The organism is Streptomyces sp. NPDC018045 (assembly GCF_044327445.1).
Lineage (GTDB): Bacteria > Actinomycetota > Actinomycetes > Streptomycetales > Streptomycetaceae > Streptomyces.
This window is the reverse complement of the sequence record NZ_JBIRFL010000011.1, coordinates 171,565-185,720: the sequence shown is the minus strand read 5'-3', so window position 1 is coordinate 185,720 and position 14,156 is coordinate 171,565. Positions and strand designations below refer to the sequence as shown.

The 14,156-nt window shown below is 72.4% G+C and carries 15 protein-coding genes and 1 pseudogene; 9 read left to right on the top strand and 7 right to left on the bottom strand.

Annotated elements, in window-relative coordinates:
- Positions 1-240: 240 nt before the first annotated feature.
- The 4 genes and pseudogenes from ACH4EB_RS24345 to ACH4EB_RS24330 all read left to right on the top strand — a co-directional run.
- Positions 241-1,257, top strand: coding sequence for a hypothetical protein (locus tag ACH4EB_RS24345; RefSeq protein WP_398349696.1), 1,017 nt, complete (start codon positions 241-243; stop codon positions 1,255-1,257).
- 31 nt (positions 1,258-1,288) lie between these two features.
- Positions 1,289-1,786 (top strand): DUF2975 domain-containing protein, encoded by a 498-nt coding sequence (locus ACH4EB_RS24340; protein ID WP_398349695.1) that lies wholly within the window; start codon positions 1,289-1,291, stop codon positions 1,784-1,786.
- The gene (locus tag ACH4EB_RS24335; RefSeq protein WP_398349694.1) at positions 1,786-2,010 is read left to right on the top strand and encodes a helix-turn-helix domain-containing protein; all 225 of its coding nucleotides are present in this window, start codon (positions 1,786-1,788) and stop codon (positions 2,008-2,010) included. Before ACH4EB_RS24340 ends, ACH4EB_RS24335 begins: the two co-directional genes overlap by 1 nt.
- A gap of 205 nt (positions 2,011-2,215) precedes the next feature.
- Positions 2,216-3,514: pseudogene (locus ACH4EB_RS24330) on the top strand (MFS transporter); the annotation flags it as partial.
- Here the strand turns inward: ACH4EB_RS24330 and ACH4EB_RS24325 are convergent.
- Positions 3,429-4,271 (bottom strand): glutamate racemase, encoded by an 843-nt coding sequence (locus tag ACH4EB_RS24325; RefSeq protein ID WP_398349722.1) that lies wholly within the window; start codon positions 4,269-4,271, stop codon positions 3,429-3,431. The pseudogene ACH4EB_RS24330 and the gene ACH4EB_RS24325 sit on opposite strands and share 86 nt — an antisense overlap.
- Positions 4,272-4,707: 436 nt before the next feature.
- Between ACH4EB_RS24325 and ACH4EB_RS24320 the strand changes: the two genes are divergently transcribed.
- Positions 4,708-4,935 carry a hypothetical protein gene (locus tag ACH4EB_RS24320; RefSeq protein ID WP_398349693.1) on the top strand — a complete coding sequence of 76 codons (228 nt, stop codon included), beginning with the start codon at positions 4,708-4,710 and terminating at the stop codon, positions 4,933-4,935.
- Positions 4,936-5,048: 113 nt separating this feature from the next.
- Here the strand turns inward: ACH4EB_RS24320 and ACH4EB_RS24315 are convergent, their stop codons facing one another.
- On the bottom strand, positions 5,049-6,230 hold the full coding sequence (locus ACH4EB_RS24315) for a PP2C family protein-serine/threonine phosphatase (RefSeq protein WP_398349691.1): 1,182 nt from the start codon (positions 6,228-6,230) through the stop codon (positions 5,049-5,051).
- An 81-nt stretch (positions 6,231-6,311) separates the two neighbouring features.
- On the opposite strand from ACH4EB_RS24315, the gene ACH4EB_RS24310 reads away from it, so the two are divergent.
- The 3 genes from ACH4EB_RS24310 (at position 6,312) to ACH4EB_RS24300 (ending at position 8,450) form a co-directional block, all read left to right on the top strand.
- Positions 6,312-6,836: a MarR family winged helix-turn-helix transcriptional regulator gene (locus tag ACH4EB_RS24310; protein WP_398349690.1), complete on the top strand. Its 525-nt coding sequence runs from the start codon at positions 6,312-6,314 to the stop codon at positions 6,834-6,836.
- 190 nt (positions 6,837-7,026) lie between these two features.
- Entirely contained in the window at positions 7,027-7,434 is a 408-nt protein-coding gene (locus ACH4EB_RS24305; RefSeq protein WP_398349688.1) for an STAS domain-containing protein, read from the top strand.
- Between the two features lie 578 nt (positions 7,435-8,012).
- The gene (locus ACH4EB_RS24300; protein WP_398349687.1) at positions 8,013-8,450 is read left to right on the top strand and encodes an ATP-binding protein; all 438 of its coding nucleotides are present in this window, start codon (positions 8,013-8,015) and stop codon (positions 8,448-8,450) included.
- On the opposite strand, the gene ACH4EB_RS24295 is transcribed toward ACH4EB_RS24300, so the two are convergent.
- Genes ACH4EB_RS24295 through ACH4EB_RS24275 form a run of 5 tightly spaced genes read right to left on the bottom strand, consistent with a single transcriptional unit; the run spans position 8,442 to position 12,840 of the window.
- Entirely contained in the window at positions 8,442-10,067 is a 1,626-nt protein-coding gene (locus tag ACH4EB_RS24295; RefSeq protein WP_398349685.1) for a PP2C family protein-serine/threonine phosphatase, read from the bottom strand. The genes ACH4EB_RS24300 and ACH4EB_RS24295 overlap by 9 nt on opposite strands.
- A complete protein-coding gene (locus tag ACH4EB_RS24290; protein WP_398349683.1) occupies positions 10,064-11,080 on the bottom strand; it encodes a SpoIIE family protein phosphatase in 1,017 nt (338 codons plus the stop codon). The genes ACH4EB_RS24295 and ACH4EB_RS24290 overlap by 4 nt, the downstream gene beginning before the upstream one ends.
- Positions 11,077-11,565, bottom strand: a complete 489-nt coding sequence (locus ACH4EB_RS24285) for an ATP-binding protein (RefSeq protein ID WP_398349682.1) — start codon at positions 11,563-11,565, stop codon at positions 11,077-11,079. Before ACH4EB_RS24285 ends, ACH4EB_RS24290 begins: the two co-directional genes overlap by 4 nt.
- The gene (locus tag ACH4EB_RS24280) at positions 11,549-11,959 is read right to left on the bottom strand and encodes an STAS domain-containing protein (RefSeq protein WP_398349681.1); all 411 of its coding nucleotides are present in this window, start codon (positions 11,957-11,959) and stop codon (positions 11,549-11,551) included. The genes ACH4EB_RS24285 and ACH4EB_RS24280 overlap by 17 nt, the downstream gene beginning before the upstream one ends.
- Positions 11,956-12,840 carry an STAS domain-containing protein gene (locus tag ACH4EB_RS24275; RefSeq protein WP_398349680.1) on the bottom strand — a complete coding sequence of 295 codons (885 nt, stop codon included), beginning with the start codon at positions 12,838-12,840 and terminating at the stop codon, positions 11,956-11,958. The genes ACH4EB_RS24280 and ACH4EB_RS24275 overlap by 4 nt, the downstream gene beginning before the upstream one ends.
- Positions 12,841-13,124: 284 nt before the next feature.
- Here ACH4EB_RS24275 and ACH4EB_RS24270 point away from each other — a divergent pair, with 284 nt between their 5' ends.
- Positions 13,125-14,009 (top strand): RNA polymerase sigma factor SigF, encoded by an 885-nt coding sequence (locus ACH4EB_RS24270; protein ID WP_398349721.1) that lies wholly within the window; start codon positions 13,125-13,127, stop codon positions 14,007-14,009.
- The last annotated feature ends 147 nt before the right edge of the window (positions 14,010-14,156 follow it).

Sequence of the window (14,156 nt, the reverse complement as noted above, 5' to 3'; positions counted from 1 at the left end):
CCGCTGCCCGCTCGGAATGCCGCACCGGGGCGCGCGCCGTGCCTGTGTTCGTCACCGCGTGATCTCGACCGGGTGTGCGCCGGCCGGACGCGAGTGCGCGCTCGTGGCGCGTAGTAGCCGCTCCGGAGGTGGCATTTCGGCCGGGTACGGACCGGCTGCGCCCCGGGTGCGTCGACGCACGGCCCAGCCGGGCAGGCTCCCCGCCTACACCGTCTGAACACGTGCTGTACGGGGGTGCTGGTGGCGCGCAACAAAGATCTCATGACGGCCCTGCTCAACGTCCGCAAGACGCTCATCGAAGAGATCGCGGGACTGGACCGGCGTCTGGACGACTCGCGGCACGAGGCGCTGGAACGCCTCACCACGGAAGCGGCGGACCTGCGGCGTGACAGCCGTGAAGCCCGTGACCACGCCGACCGCAACACCGCCGCCACCACGGAGACGGAGCGGACGGTGTCGCTGCTGCGGCAGGAGATCGCCGACGTACGGGAGTCGATCACCGGACTCCAGCAGACGCTGGACACCCTGGCGCAGCACCCGGTGTTCCGAACGGAGTCCGCCGACCGGCAGGAAGCTCCCGACGAGGGCCCCGACGAGCGTACGGAGCCCGGGTGGCCGGGACCGGACCTGATCGACGCCGGACAGGAACCGCCCTTCCCTCCGCTCACGACCGGGGACGACGACATCGACGACGACATCGACGACGCCGATCACGACATCGATCACGGCGAACATGCCGATGACGACGACGAACCCGACGCCCGGGACACCGCCACGGCCCCTGCCACCACCCCCGCCCTCATCCCCGGCCCTCCCGCCCCCGACGCCGGCCCCGATCGCATCCGCCATGAGTCCCAGGAGGACGTCGACCACGGCGTGCTGCTCCTGAAGGCGGCTCAGGCCGGGCCGGTCGCGCTGGTCTGCCACCGGGACGCCTGGGAGTTCCTCGCCGCCTGCGCCGCCGGCGACGAGCACTTCCGGTCCGCGTACGAGCTGGAGGACGAGGGCAACGGCCGGGTGCGGGCCGTGCTGTCCGGCCGTTCCGTCATCGGTGCGCTGATCGCCCTGCGCCGTACCCGCGACGGCAGTCACCTGGACGGTACATGGGCCCTGGCGAGCGCCTTCTACTCCCGGATCGCCGAGGGCCTGCGCGCCACCGCACGGGACGGGCGGCGGCCGCTGACCGTCGTCTTCGACGACGGCGTGCGGGACGCGGCAACCGGGACCTGTACGGGTTCTGATGCGACAACCGATTGATTTTCGATCGAAACCCATCGACAATCGATAGATGCATCGACACTTCATCGCCATACTTCGGGCCGGTATCGCCGCAGCCATCCTGATGGGCTTATTCGGGCAGGTCGTGGTCATCCCGACGACGGCCGCCGACGAGGTCGACAGCTTCCCCCCGTACGCCCCGTTCGCCGTGCCCTACGTGGTGGTGGCGATCGCCGGTGTCGCCTGCGTGCAGGTCGCGCTCGTCGCCGTCTGGAAGCTGCTCACCATGGTCGAGCGCGACGCCATCTTCACGCCGCGGGCCTTCCGCTGGGTCGACACGATCATCGGAGCCTCGGTCGTGGCGACCCTGCTGGCAGCCGGCGTCGCCGGGCACCTGGCGGTGGCCGAGATCCCCTCGCCCGATGACGGCATGGACGTCGTCAGCGCGCTGGCCGCCGCGCTGGTGGGCGTCGGCGTGGGGGCGGCCTTCGCGATGCTCGTCGTCATCATGCGGACGCTGCTGCGCAAGGCGACGGACCTGCAGACCGAAATGGCCGAGGTGGTCTGATGGCGATCGTCGTCGAACTCGACGTCCAGCTCGCCCGCCACAACCTGTCCGTCGGCGAGTTCGCCGACGCCGTCGGCATCACGCCCGCCAACATCGCCGTACTGAAGAACGGCCGAGCGAAGGCCGTACGCTTCACAACCCTCGACGCGATCTGCCGCACCCTGGGCTGCCAGCCGGGCGACGTACTGCGGTGGGTGCCCGACGAGGACACGGACGACGGCTAGGCGGCGGGGGGGGGGGGGGGCTCTTGGGGGCCTGGAGGACGGGGGGAATGGCCCGGGGAGTGACGGCTGGGGAGGGCGCATCGCGGAACGACGCGCCGACCGTGGCGGTCCGGACGGCGGTCGGTCGTTTGCTCCGCCCCCTCCGCTCCGCTTCGATGTTCCGGCTCGGCGGCCGGCTGTCAGTCGTCGCGGCGTGGGATGCGGGATGCGGGATGCGGGGAAGCGGGGAAGCGGAGAGGTGCCAAAGGTGTGGGGGAGAGCCGGGGTGTCGCTGGGGCGGCGGTTTCGGTGGCTGTGGGTGGCGTACGGGGTCAGTGCGTTCGGGACGGGGATCGCCTTCGACGCGTTTCCGCTGATCGCGATTCTGGCGCTGCACGCCGGGCCCGCCGAGGTGTCGTCGCTCGCGGCGGTCGGTGCGGCCGTGGGGGCGGTGCTGGCGGTGCCGCTCGGGCCGTGGGTGGAGTTCCGCCGTAAACGGTCCGTGATGGTCGCGACGGATCTCATCCGGTGCGTCGCGCTGGCGAGCGTCCCGGCCGCGTTCGTGCTCGGCCGGCTCGGGCTGGTCCAGCTCCTGGTCGTGGCGGCCGTCGTCGCGGTGGCGGACATCACGTTCCGGGCCGCCGCGGGCGCCTGCCTCAAAGCCCTCGTACGGCCGGCGGACCTGATCGTCGCGAACGGGCGTTTCGAGGCGACGACCTGGACCGCGACCGTGCTCGGGCCGCCGCTCGGCGGAGCCGCGGTCGCCCTGTGCGGACCGGTGGTGACGGTGCTGACCGACGCGGTCAGCCACCTGCTCTCGGCCGCGGGCATCCGGGCGATCGGCGGCCAGGAGCCGCGCCCGGCCCGGACCGCGGCGGCACCGCGGTCGCGCGGCGCCGGTCTGCTCGAAGGCTGGCGGTACATCCTGGCCCACCCGGCGCTGCGCCCGCTGTTCCTCAACACGGTCCTGGTCAACGGGCTGACCATGGCGACCCAGCCACTGCTCGCCGTCCTCATGCTCGGCCCTCTCGGCTTCCCGCCCTGGCAGTACGGTCTCGCCTTCGCGGTGCCGTGCGTCGGCGGCCTGGTGGGTGCGCGGCTGTGCCGTCGGCTGGTCGCGCGCCACGGGCAGCACACGGTCCTGCGCGTCGCCGGGACGCTGCGGGTCTGCTGGCTGATCGGTCTGGTCCTCGTCCGCCCCGGTGCCGCCGGGCTGGTGCTGGTCATGGCCGTCGAACTCGGAATGATCACCTGTATGAGCGTCTTCAACCCGGTGCTGGCGACCTGCTGGCTCGAACTGACGCCGGCGGACCGCGTCACCCGCACCCTGTCCGCATGGTCGGTGACCGGCAAACTCACCACCGCGGCGCTGACCGCGCTGTGGGGCCTCCTGGCCACCGTCACCACGCCCCGCACCGCCGTCGCGACCGCGGGCCTGCTCATCCTGGCGACCCCCCTGCTCCTGCCCCGACGCGCCCCGGCGGACGATCCGGAAGGGCGCCGTCGGAGTGTCCCCGGAGCAGGAGACGACCCGCTGAGTACGTTGCCACCGAGGCCGGGAGGGCAGCCGCGCGGCCGCTGAGGAGCACCGTCAGTGTGCCCGTGGCGGGCGCCTCGGGGGCGGGGAGCCGGCCGGTGCGGCGGAGTGCTTGGGCGGCCACCGCGTCGGCCGAGCCGTGCAGCACGAGGGGCGGCAGGCCGGGGCGCCGGACGGCCGCGCGGATGCGGTCGGCGACGAGTTCGTAGTGGGTGCAGCCGAGGACGAGGGCCGCGACGTCGTCCGGGGTACGCCGTGCCGCGGCGGCGATCGCGCGGCCGAGGGCCGCTTCGTCCGCGCGCTCCACGGCGTCGGACAGCCCGGGGCACGGCACCCCGGTGACGGTCACGCCGACGGCGAACTGCCGGATGAGAGCGCGTAGGTACGGGCTCTTGGTGGTGGCGGGGGTGGCCCAGACGGCGACCGGCCCGCCGCCCGCGGCCGCCGGCCCGACCGCCGGGACCGTGCCGATGACGGGCAGTTCGGGTTCGAAGCGGGCGCGCAGCACCGGCAGGGCGTGCACGGTGGCGGTGTTGCAGGCGACGACGAGCGCCTGCGGCCGGTGCGCGGCGGCCGACTCGGCGACGGCGAGAGCGCGGGCCGTGATGTCCTGCGGGGTGCGGGGGCCCCAGGACATGCCGTCCGGGTCCGAGGACAGGACGAGGTCGGCGTCGGGACGCAGTCGGCGTATCGCGGCGGCCGCCGCGAGCAGTCCGATGCCCGCGTCCATGACGGCGATCTTCATCCGGGGAGCGGCGGGCTCTGGCGGGGCGGGCGCGCCGGCATTCTCGTGCCGGTGGCGGAATGCGTGGCTGCGCTCTTCTCCGTATGCGGGCATGCCCTGTTGCTCCCCTGCGTTCTCCTCCGACGGCCGGTCGGACGCCGGTCATGGCCGACAGGGATTCTGTACGGCGGCCGGACCGGGTGACAGGGCCAATTCCACGGAGGTGGTACGGAATGGCGGGCCGGGAGGCGCACCGAATTCCGCGGTGCACTCATAAGGATTCCGTCTCCGTGGCAAACGGTGCGACACGGATCGGACGGCGTTTCCCGTGGCGGGCCCGCTCGTTGGGCGGGGACGAGTCCTTTCGCGCCGCTGGTCCTCGACGAGCTGCCGGAAGGCTCGCGCGCGTCCGGAGCGCTGGGCTCCGGCGCGAGGAGACCAAGGAGAAGGGACCACGATGCGACGGATGAGCTTCGCCCTGGCCGCGGCTGTTGCGATGAGCGGGGTGCTGTTCAGCGGGGCGGCCGCCGAGGCGGCGGCGCCGGTTCAGCCTCAGGCGGAGAAGAGCGGCCCGCCGTTCCCGTACGCCGACTGCCTCAAGGAAGTGAAGAGGCAGTACAAGGGGAAGAAGGACCCGGTCGCCACGTGCGACGCCCTGGTGCGGAAGGGCTGGATCAAGAAGTAACGGGCGTCGGCCCGCCCGGCTCTTCGCGGCACCGGGCTGCGCGCTCCGAGAGGCGCGGCCCGGTGCGCCGCCGGGGCCCCGGCCACACCCCGGGCCGTACGGTCAGACCTGCCTCACCGGCCCCGGTTCCCCGACTTGCCGAACCAGTCGAGGCAGAGCACCAGAGCGTCGTCCATCGACTCCGCGTCGCGGTATTCGGCCAGGTCGCGCAGGACGGCCCGGGGGACGCTCGCGGCGGGGAGCAGGCTGGTGGCGTGGATCGCGCGGGCGAGGGCCTGCTCGCCGTACTCCTCGCCGGGCGGTGAGACCGCCGCGTACACACCGTCGCTGACGAAGATCAGCCGGTCGCCGGGGAGCACCTCGAACCCCTGGGCCACGTACTGCGTCTCCTCGAACATGCCGAGCGGGAGCTGCGGCTCCAGCGGGACGCGGTCGATGGTCCGGCCCCGGCGCCGCCAGAGCTGCGGGGAGCCGGCGTCCACGACCTCCACCCGGCCGGTCGCGAGCTGGAAGCGGAGCAGCAGCGTCGAGACGTAGGCGGAGCCGCGGTACTGCCCGTAGAGGGCCTGGTCGGCGAGGGCCGCCTGGTCCGCGATGCCGATGCCGGCGCGGCGGGCGTTGCGGAGCGCGTTGACCGCGAGGTGGGAGAGCAGGGAGGCCTCGATGCCGGTGCCCATGCCGTTGGTGACGGCGAGGGTCAGCTCGTCGGCGTCGGCGGCCCAGTCGTAGTTGTCGCCGTGGATCGCGTAGGCCGGCTCCAACTGGGCGCCGATGGCGTACTCCTCGGCCACGCAGGCGCGCGCGGGCAGGAGCTGCCACTGCATCTCGGCGGCCAGGGTGAGCCGGGTCGTCCGGCGGGCCCGCTGGTAGACGTCGGTGTCGCGCTCGGCGACGAAGATCTCGTGGCCGAGCAGGTCCGCCGCGTGGGCCAGGGCGTCGGCGACGCCGGGCAGGTTGCGCCCGCCGGGCAGCCGGACGGTCAGGATGCCGAGACGTTCGCCGCGGACCGTCACCGGCAGGTGGTGGTCGACGGCGCCGTCCGCTCCGGCCTGCCGTTCGTGCCGTTCCTGGCTGCCGAAGGCGCGTCCCTCCGGGGTGTTGGAGATGGACAGCCCGCCCACGGAGTCCTCGCCGAGCGAGGAGAACGGCCTGAGCACCGTGCCGCCGTAGTCCGCGAGGAACAGGTGCACGGACGTGGCTCCGTAGGCCGTGGCGAGCGCCGCGCGCAGCGCGTCCACCAAGGCGTGCGGCGCCGCTGCGCGAACCGCTCTTTCCACATCACAGCTCAGGGTCACGGTCTCTCAAACATTCTTATTTCGGTGGATTTCGACATGGCCGGGCTGACGCGGGCGGCCGGAGGGTGACAGAGTGGTCGTGTGTCCCGTTTCCCCGGTCAGTCGTACCCACGCGAGCAGGTGACCGAGGCCACCCTTGCCGCCTCCGAGTTGCTGGAGGTGCTGTGGGGTCGAGGTCAGGAGACGGCTCGCTCGGCGCAGGTCTCGCCGTCCCAGTTGCGGGCTCTTCTGGTGATCGAGGAATACGAGGGTACTAACCTGCGCGCCCTCGCCGACGAACTCGGCTCGCGACCGCCCGCGGTGAGCCGCCTCTGCGACCGCCTGGAGGCCATGGGCCTGGCCGAGCGGTGTCAGAGTGCGACGAGCCGACGGGAGGTGGAGCTGCGGCTGAGTCTGCGCGGACGGGCGTTCCTGGAGGAGTACCGGGCGGCCCGTACGAGCGAGGTGGCGGCCATCGTGGCGCGCATGGATCCGGCCGAGGTCGCCGACCTGGCGTCGGGGCTGGCCGCGTTCCGCGGTGCGGCAGCCGTGCACCGCGCGGCCAAGGGGGGCCGTCCGGTCGCCGGACGCCGCACACTCGGCGCGGACAGCGCGGACAGTGCGTGAAGACATTCAGGCCCCGCTTCTCGATCCGAAGTCACTCCGGGCAGAGCCGTGTTGCTCAGTGACGGGGACAAGATTGTTGCCTTTCCGGAATATTGTCAAACGGCAACAATCGCTTCTATTGTTGATCATCCGATCCGGCCGGGCGGCAGTCCGGATCCGGCCACCGATCCCGTAACCGCTGAGGATTACCGTGCAGTCATCGCCCAGTTCGGACCGGCCGACGCGGGTCGTGGTGCGGGAGGGCCACCGTGCCGAGGACGCGTTGGTCGTCACCGTCACCGGCCCGCTCGACATCGACACCGTCGCACCACTGGAGGACGCCCTGCGTGAGGTGGGCGAGGCCGCGCACGGGACCGGGGCGGGCGGAGGCGGCGCGCGGCCGGTCGTCATCGACCTGTCCGAGGTGGACTTCGCGGACTCCACGACCGTCAATGTGCTGTTGCGGCAGCATGCCGCGCTCGGCACCCGGCTGCGCCTGGCCGCCCCATCGCCCGGGCTGCGCCGCCTCTTCGAGCTGACCGGTCTCGAAGGCGTGCTCCCGCTGTACGAGACGGTGGCGGAAGCGGCGGCCGACGGTGCGGCCGGCGCGGGAACGTAGCCGTACGCGCCCGGAAGGCGGCACAGCCCGTACGGGCCGGAGGCGGCGCGCACTGCCGCGCGGGCGAGAATTTCGTGGCGGAACTCACAGCAGGGAAACCGCGGAACCGCACCGCCCGGAATAACGACGGCAGGCCGGAAGGTTTCGCGGGGCATCCGAGTGCCCTGACGAATCCGGACCCACCTTCGCCGACTACGGTCGGGGAGAATTCCGGAAACCCCCATGGGGCCGCCGCGGCGGGCGGAGAAGGACGGCTCGGCGTATTCCTCCTCGGTCTCGTGAGCCTTGGTCGTGAGCGATCGCGGGCGGACACCTGCCCTACGGCCGTGCACGGCCGTATCAGCGGATGTCGGGCTGTTCCGGCCGGCCGTTTCGTGAGCCGGTCCGTGGTTGCCCTTACCCCGGGGCGGACGGGGTACCCGATCCACAGGGCAGCGCTCACGAGCCGCCCGCCGAGGCCGGATAGGGCCCACGGGGAACGCGTGGTTCCGTATGTACCGGGGTGATTGCGCCGTTGCCTGGCGGGAAAGCTGCCTACCTGTACGCCTTTCGGTCCAACGGGAAACGAGGTGAGCCCGATGAGCAGCGCCACCGCTCCGCACAGGGTTTCCGATGCGCCCTCACTGGTGGTGTCGCTGGAAAACTCTCCCGAAGCGGCAGCCGCCGCGCGGGACGTGGCGGGTGACTTCCTGAAAGGCCTGGGACCACCGCCGGGCCGGGACGCCTCCGACGCCGTCGTGCTGATCGTCTCCGAACTCGTCACCAACGCCGTCCGGCACAGCCGCACCCGCGCCTGCACCCTGAGCCTGGCGGCCGGGCCCGGCACCGTCACGGTCAGCGTGGCCGATGCCAGCCCCCGGCCGCCGTGCGAGCGCAATCCGGACGTCCGCGGCGCGGGCGGCGGCTTCGGCTGGCCGATGGTCCGCCGCCTCGCCGTCTCCACCTCGGTGGAGACCTCCTCCCAGGGCAAGACCGTCAGCGCCGTCGTCGCCCGGGAGGGCGGTCCCTCAGTGTGAGCGCGGCGACAGCCGGACGGCCAGGGCGAGCGTGTCGTCGGAGTGCAGGATGACGGTGTGCATGTCCTCGGCGATGGCACCGGGGATCTCGCCGACGGGCCGGTTCCGGTGCCGCCGGGCGCTCTCGGCCAGCCGCAGTTCGCCCTCCCTGGGGTCCCGACGGCTCTCGGTCAGCCCGTCGGTGTACAGGACGAGCAGGTCCCCCTCGTCCAGCTTCGCGTGCAGCAGGCGCTCGCTGCCGGGAAACGGGTAACCCACCCCGCGCCCCCGGACCTCCAGGTACTCCTCGCCGCCGGCGGCCCGTACGACCAGGGCCGGGGGATGGCTGCCGTTGGCGAGCAGCAGGTCCCCGCTCACCGGGTCGATCCGGGCCAGCAGCACCGTGGCCATCAGCTCCGGGTCGAGCGGTTCGAGAATCTCGTCCGTCCGGGCCACGATGGACTTCAGCGGGTGGCCCTCCAGCGCCAGTGTCCGCACGGCGTGCGTGACGTTCAGCGCGCTGCGGGTACTGCGTACGCCGTGTCCGAGCGCGTCGACGACGGTGATGTGGACCGTCCCGTCCGGCAGCGTGAACCAGTCGTAGAAGTCGCCTCCGGTGGGCGCGTCGGTACCGGCCGGCGCGTAGTGGACGCCGAGTTCCAGCCCGTCCACCGCGATCGGCGGCGGGCGCAGCGCGTCCTCCAGCTCGCGCAGGATGTGGCCGTGGGCCGTGCGCAGTTGTTCGTCGCGCTCCTCTAGCTGCACGTACAGGGCCAGTACCCCGCTGTTGGTCTCCGCCAGCTCGTGCGTCAGACGGCGCTGGTCGGCGGCGAGGGAGTCCACCCGGTCCAGGGCGACCCGCAGTTCCTCCTCCAGGAGGTGGTTCTCGGTGGCCGGGCCGGTCGCCGAGCCGTCCCCGTTGCCGTCGGCGATGCCCGTCGGCAGGGGAGCGGCGCCGTTGCCGCGCGTGCGGCCGCTGCCGCCCGTCGTGTCGTCCGGGAGCCGTCCCGAGGGGATGCGGACTTCCGGAGTCCCGGTCGGGAGCGGTACGTGCCAGGTGGCGGTGTCGGGGGACACCTCGGCCGGGAGCAGCAGGGTGGACCCGGCGGGCGGTGCGAGCACGGGGGCGGGAGTGCGCAGCGTGACGGCGAGGAAACCGGCGGAGGCGCCGGCCGGGGGCTCGGCGGCCGGCGGGGCGGCGGAACCGTCGGCGGCGCCCGAAGCGCCCCGGGCAGCGGCGGACGCGGCGTCCCCGGCGCCCGAGCAGGCTCCGGGGACCGCGGCGGCGGAACCGGAGCCGTCCGGGCGCCCGGCCCCGGGACCGTGGCCCGCGTCGCCGCCCCGGGAGCCGGCGCCCGGCCCCGCGGCGTCCTGAAGACCGACCGTGCCACCGTTGGCGCTCCCGGGCGCCGCCGGGGAACCGGCGCCGGGGGAGCCGGCCGAGGAGGAACGATCCCTCGCACCCGTTCGGCACGACTCCAGCGTGACGCCGTACCCGGCCTGTATCACCGTGTCCGCCAGCGTGCTCACGGACAGCACGAGTCGCGCCCGGGTCTCGACGGGCAGAGCGTTGGCTGCGCCCAGCCGGCGCACGGCGTGCCGCAGGGCCGGCAGCGCATGGAAGGTGTGGCGTCTCACGAGAGTCTCTGGTGGAGGTTGGCGGCGAATACGGTCCCGTCGTCCCGGCTGCGGCGGTGGCCGTGTACGAGGGCCGTGGCCAGCAGCGGCGCGGGCAGACGTATGAGGAAGGGGGGCGGGCTGTACGCCCAGCGGTGGTCGATGCCGTCGGTGTGCAGGAGGGCGGTGAAGCGCGGCTCCCACGGGAGGTCGCGGACCAGCGGCTGCGGCATCTCCAGCCCCGCCACACCGGGCTGCCCGGTCAGGCGGTTCTGGACGTCCTGCTGCGTGAGCGTCAGACACCGCACGTTGCCGACGCCGCAGTACTGGGCACGCCCGGCGTGCAGCCGCAGCAGCCCGACGGCCGCGCCCCGGCTGCGCCGCAGCGCGCGGTGGACGGTGGTCAGGAGCGCGGGCAGCGGCTGGTCCGGCACCCTGGCGAAGGTGCGCAGCGCGAGCTGCGCCGCCTCGGCCGCCTCCGGGCCGTGCCCGAGGCCGTCGACCACGATCGCGGTCAGCCCCTGCTCGGTCTCGGTCACCGCGCACGCGTCGCCGCTGACCTCCTCCCGCTCGGCGGGCAGGCAGACGGCGCCGATCGTCCGGCGACCGGCGTCCGTGTCCTCGGGCGGCGTCAGCCGGGCACAGGCCACGGTGCCGCCGGGCTCGTGGGTACGGACGGTGAAGCTGGTCGCTATGCGGTTGACGCCGCCGATGCCGGCGCCGAGCGTGTCGGTCGTCGTGTACCCGTCGGCCAGACAGCGCTGGAACTCCCGCATGCCCGGCCCCCGGTCCGCGGCGAGGATCTCCACGCCGTTGCCCAGCGGCAGGGCCTGCACGTACAGCGCCCCGTCCACCGCGTGTTTGGCGAGGTTGCTGCCCAGCTCGGACGCGATCACCGCGGCCTGGTCGGGCAGCGCGCCCTGGAGCCCGCAGCGCTGCGCGACCGACCGTGCGGCCTGGGCGGCCAGGTGCACGGCGCTGTAGTGGTCGACAGGGATGTACGCCGTCGGGTGGACGGCGGGGGGCTGGGTCAACGGTCGGCCCACCGGGTAGCGGTCACCGTCGTACCGCCGCCGTCGCGGGTACGGATCGCGAACTCGTCCATCAGGCGCTGCGCGCCGCCCAGCCCGTGTCCGAGACCCGTGCCGGTGGTGTAGCCGTCGGTGAGCGCCGCGTCGACGTCGGCGATGCCGGGACCGCTGTCGTCGACGGTCAGCCGCAGGCCCACCGCGCCGGGCCGGGTCGGGTACTCGATCCGTATCGTTCCGCCACCTCCGTGGATGTAGGCGTTGCGGGCCAGCTCGCTGGCCGCCGTGACCACTCGCGTCTGGTCGACGATGCTGAAGCCCACAGTGAGGGTGGCGTCGCGCACCGCGTGCCGGATCGCGAGCAGGTCCTGTTCGCTGCGCACGGTCAGTACCGTGGGTTCGGCCGGGAGGCCGGCCTGCTCCGCACTGTCGCCGACAAGCGTCGTGGTACCGGTGGCACCGGTACCGCCGTATTCACCGGGACCCGTCATGTGGTACCTCTCCTGAGGGACGGGGACTCTGATGCCAGCCCAGGGCCGCCATGCCGTGTTCCGTGTTCAAGGCGGTCTCCACTCCGGTCAGGCGCAGTCCCAGTTCGGCCAGGGTCATGGCCACCGGCGGACGCATCCCCGCGACGATCACCCGGGCGCCCAGCAGCCGCGCCATGGTGGTGAGTTCCATCAGCGTGCGGGCCACGAAGGAGTCGATGATCTCCAGGCGGGAGATGTCGATGAGCACACCGCGGGCCCGGTCGGCCGTGATGCGGGTGGTCAGCTCCTCGGTGAAGGCCACCACCGTGGCGTCGTCCAGCTCGTTGAGCAGCCCGGTGACCAGGACGTCGCCCAGCCTGAGAATGGGCACTCCGGCCGTGGGCCGGGCGTTCACCGCTGCTCCTGCGCGCCCGTGGACGTATGGGTGGACGCCTCGTCGGTCAGTTTGACGGCGGCGGCCAGCGCGTCGGCGAGGGTGGTGCGGGTCAGGATGGTCGACAGGTCGATGCCGAGCTGGGCGATGGTCTGCGCGATGGACGGCCGGATGCCGCTGATCACACAGTCGGCGCCCATCAGGCGCACCGCGTTGACGGTCTGCATCAGATGCTGGGCGACCGCGGTGTCCACGGTCGGCACACCGGTGATGTCGATGATCGCGACCAGCGCCTCGTGCTCCTGGATGGCCTCCAGGAGGTTCTCCATCACCACTTGGGTACGGGTCGTGTCGAGCGTACCGATCAGCGGGACGGCCAGGACCTGGCGCCACAGGCGGACGACCGGCGTGGACACCTCCAGGAGCTGGCGGCTCTGCCGGCGGATGATCTCCTCGCGGCCTTCGACATACGTCTCGAAGGAGAGCGCGCCGGCGCTGTCCAGCAGCCGGTTTATCAGCACGGCGGTGGTGAACAGCTCCTCGGTGTCCCGGGTCTGCCGCTGCACCGCCTCCAGGAGCGCCTCCTTGAGCGAGAGGATGGCCAGCGAGGTGACGGTCGGCATGGCACCGGCCCGGGCTCTGCGCATGGAGACATCGATCACGGCCTGGCGCAGCGGCCGGTCGGTGGCCACCACCCGGTTCGCCGGAACGTCGCTCTCCAGGCCCCGCAGGAGGGCACCGAGCAAGGCGTCGGCCTCCTCGCGCAGCTCGCTCTCGGTGACGATGCCACTCATCTCTTCCTGCGCGAGCTGCAATTGCACCCAGCGGTCGGAGACGGTGTCGGTTTCTGCGCGCAGCGCGCCGATGACACGTTCGCGTGCCGCGGCCTCGGTGGAACTCAACCCATGGTCCTTTCTCGGTGGTTGGCAGGAGCACAAGCGCGCTTCGTGCGCTGCCCGTGCGGTGTTCATACAACCGCACGCGATCTTCGATTGCCGTCCGGCAAATGTTACCGAGGGCGGACAAGGGTACGAAGGCCGGACCACCGCGGTCGCTCTTCCGGGGCCACCCCCTCCGATCGTCCGCCACCCTCATGAGCAACTGTTTCCCGCTGGCAAGGGTTGAACACCTAAGAGTAGGGCAGGTGCACGTGACCGTACGTACTGTGAAGGGTGAAGACGTGACCATGCTTGCCGCGCAGGGCAGTGCAGCCGGGGCGAAGGTGACGGGGCCGGCGGGGGCGGTGCAGCAGGCGCCCGGCCTGCCCCGGGTCCCGGACGCGACCAAGGTGGCGCCCCGGGACGCACGAGAGTTGTCGAAACTCTTTCTCACCCGGCTGGCCACACTGGAGGAGGGGACCGCGGAGTACCAGTACGCGCGCAACACCCTCATCGAGATGAATCTCTCACTGGTGCGGTTCGCCGCCTCCCGCTTCCGCGGCCGGGGCCAGGACCTCGGGCACGCGGAAGACATCATCCAGGTCGGAACCATCGGCCTGATCAAGGCGATCGACCGGTTCGACCTTTCCCGTGAGGTCGAGTTCTCCACCTTCGCCGTCCCGTACATCGTGGGTGAGATCAAGCGCTTCTTCCGTGACGCCACCTGGGCCGTGCACGTCCCCCGCCGGGTCCAGGAGCTGCGGGTCGAGCTGTCCAGGGCGGGCGAGAAGCTCTCCGCCGACCTGGGCCGCGAGCCCACGGTGGCCGAGCTGGCCACTCACCTGGAGATCGGCGAGGACGAGGTCGTCGACGCGATCGCCGCCAGCAACGGCTACACGGCGGGTTCGCTGGACGGCGCGGGCGACGGCTCCGGCGCGGCCGGCGAGAGCCGGGCCATCGCCGACGTCATGGGCGACGACGACCCGGCGATGGAGCTGGTCGAGAACCTGAACGCGCTCGCCCCTCTGCTGCACGAACTGGACGACCGGCGGCGCCGCATCATCGAGATGCGCTTCGTCCAGGAGATGACGCAGGCTCAGATCGGTGCCGAACTGGGCATCTCGCAGATGCACGTCTCGCGGCTGCTCGCCCGGACCCTGGAACAGCTTCGGAAGGGAATGCTGGACCAGTAGCCGGGTGCCGGCAGATCCGGTCCGCCGGCACCCGCCCGGTGCCCCGGGCGTACGCCCGGCGTGTACGTCTCGCCGCAATCGGGGTGAAAAGCCTCATTGTGAACGGTGTACCCACTCCGCCCCCGCACCGAACCGAAGTTCTGCGCC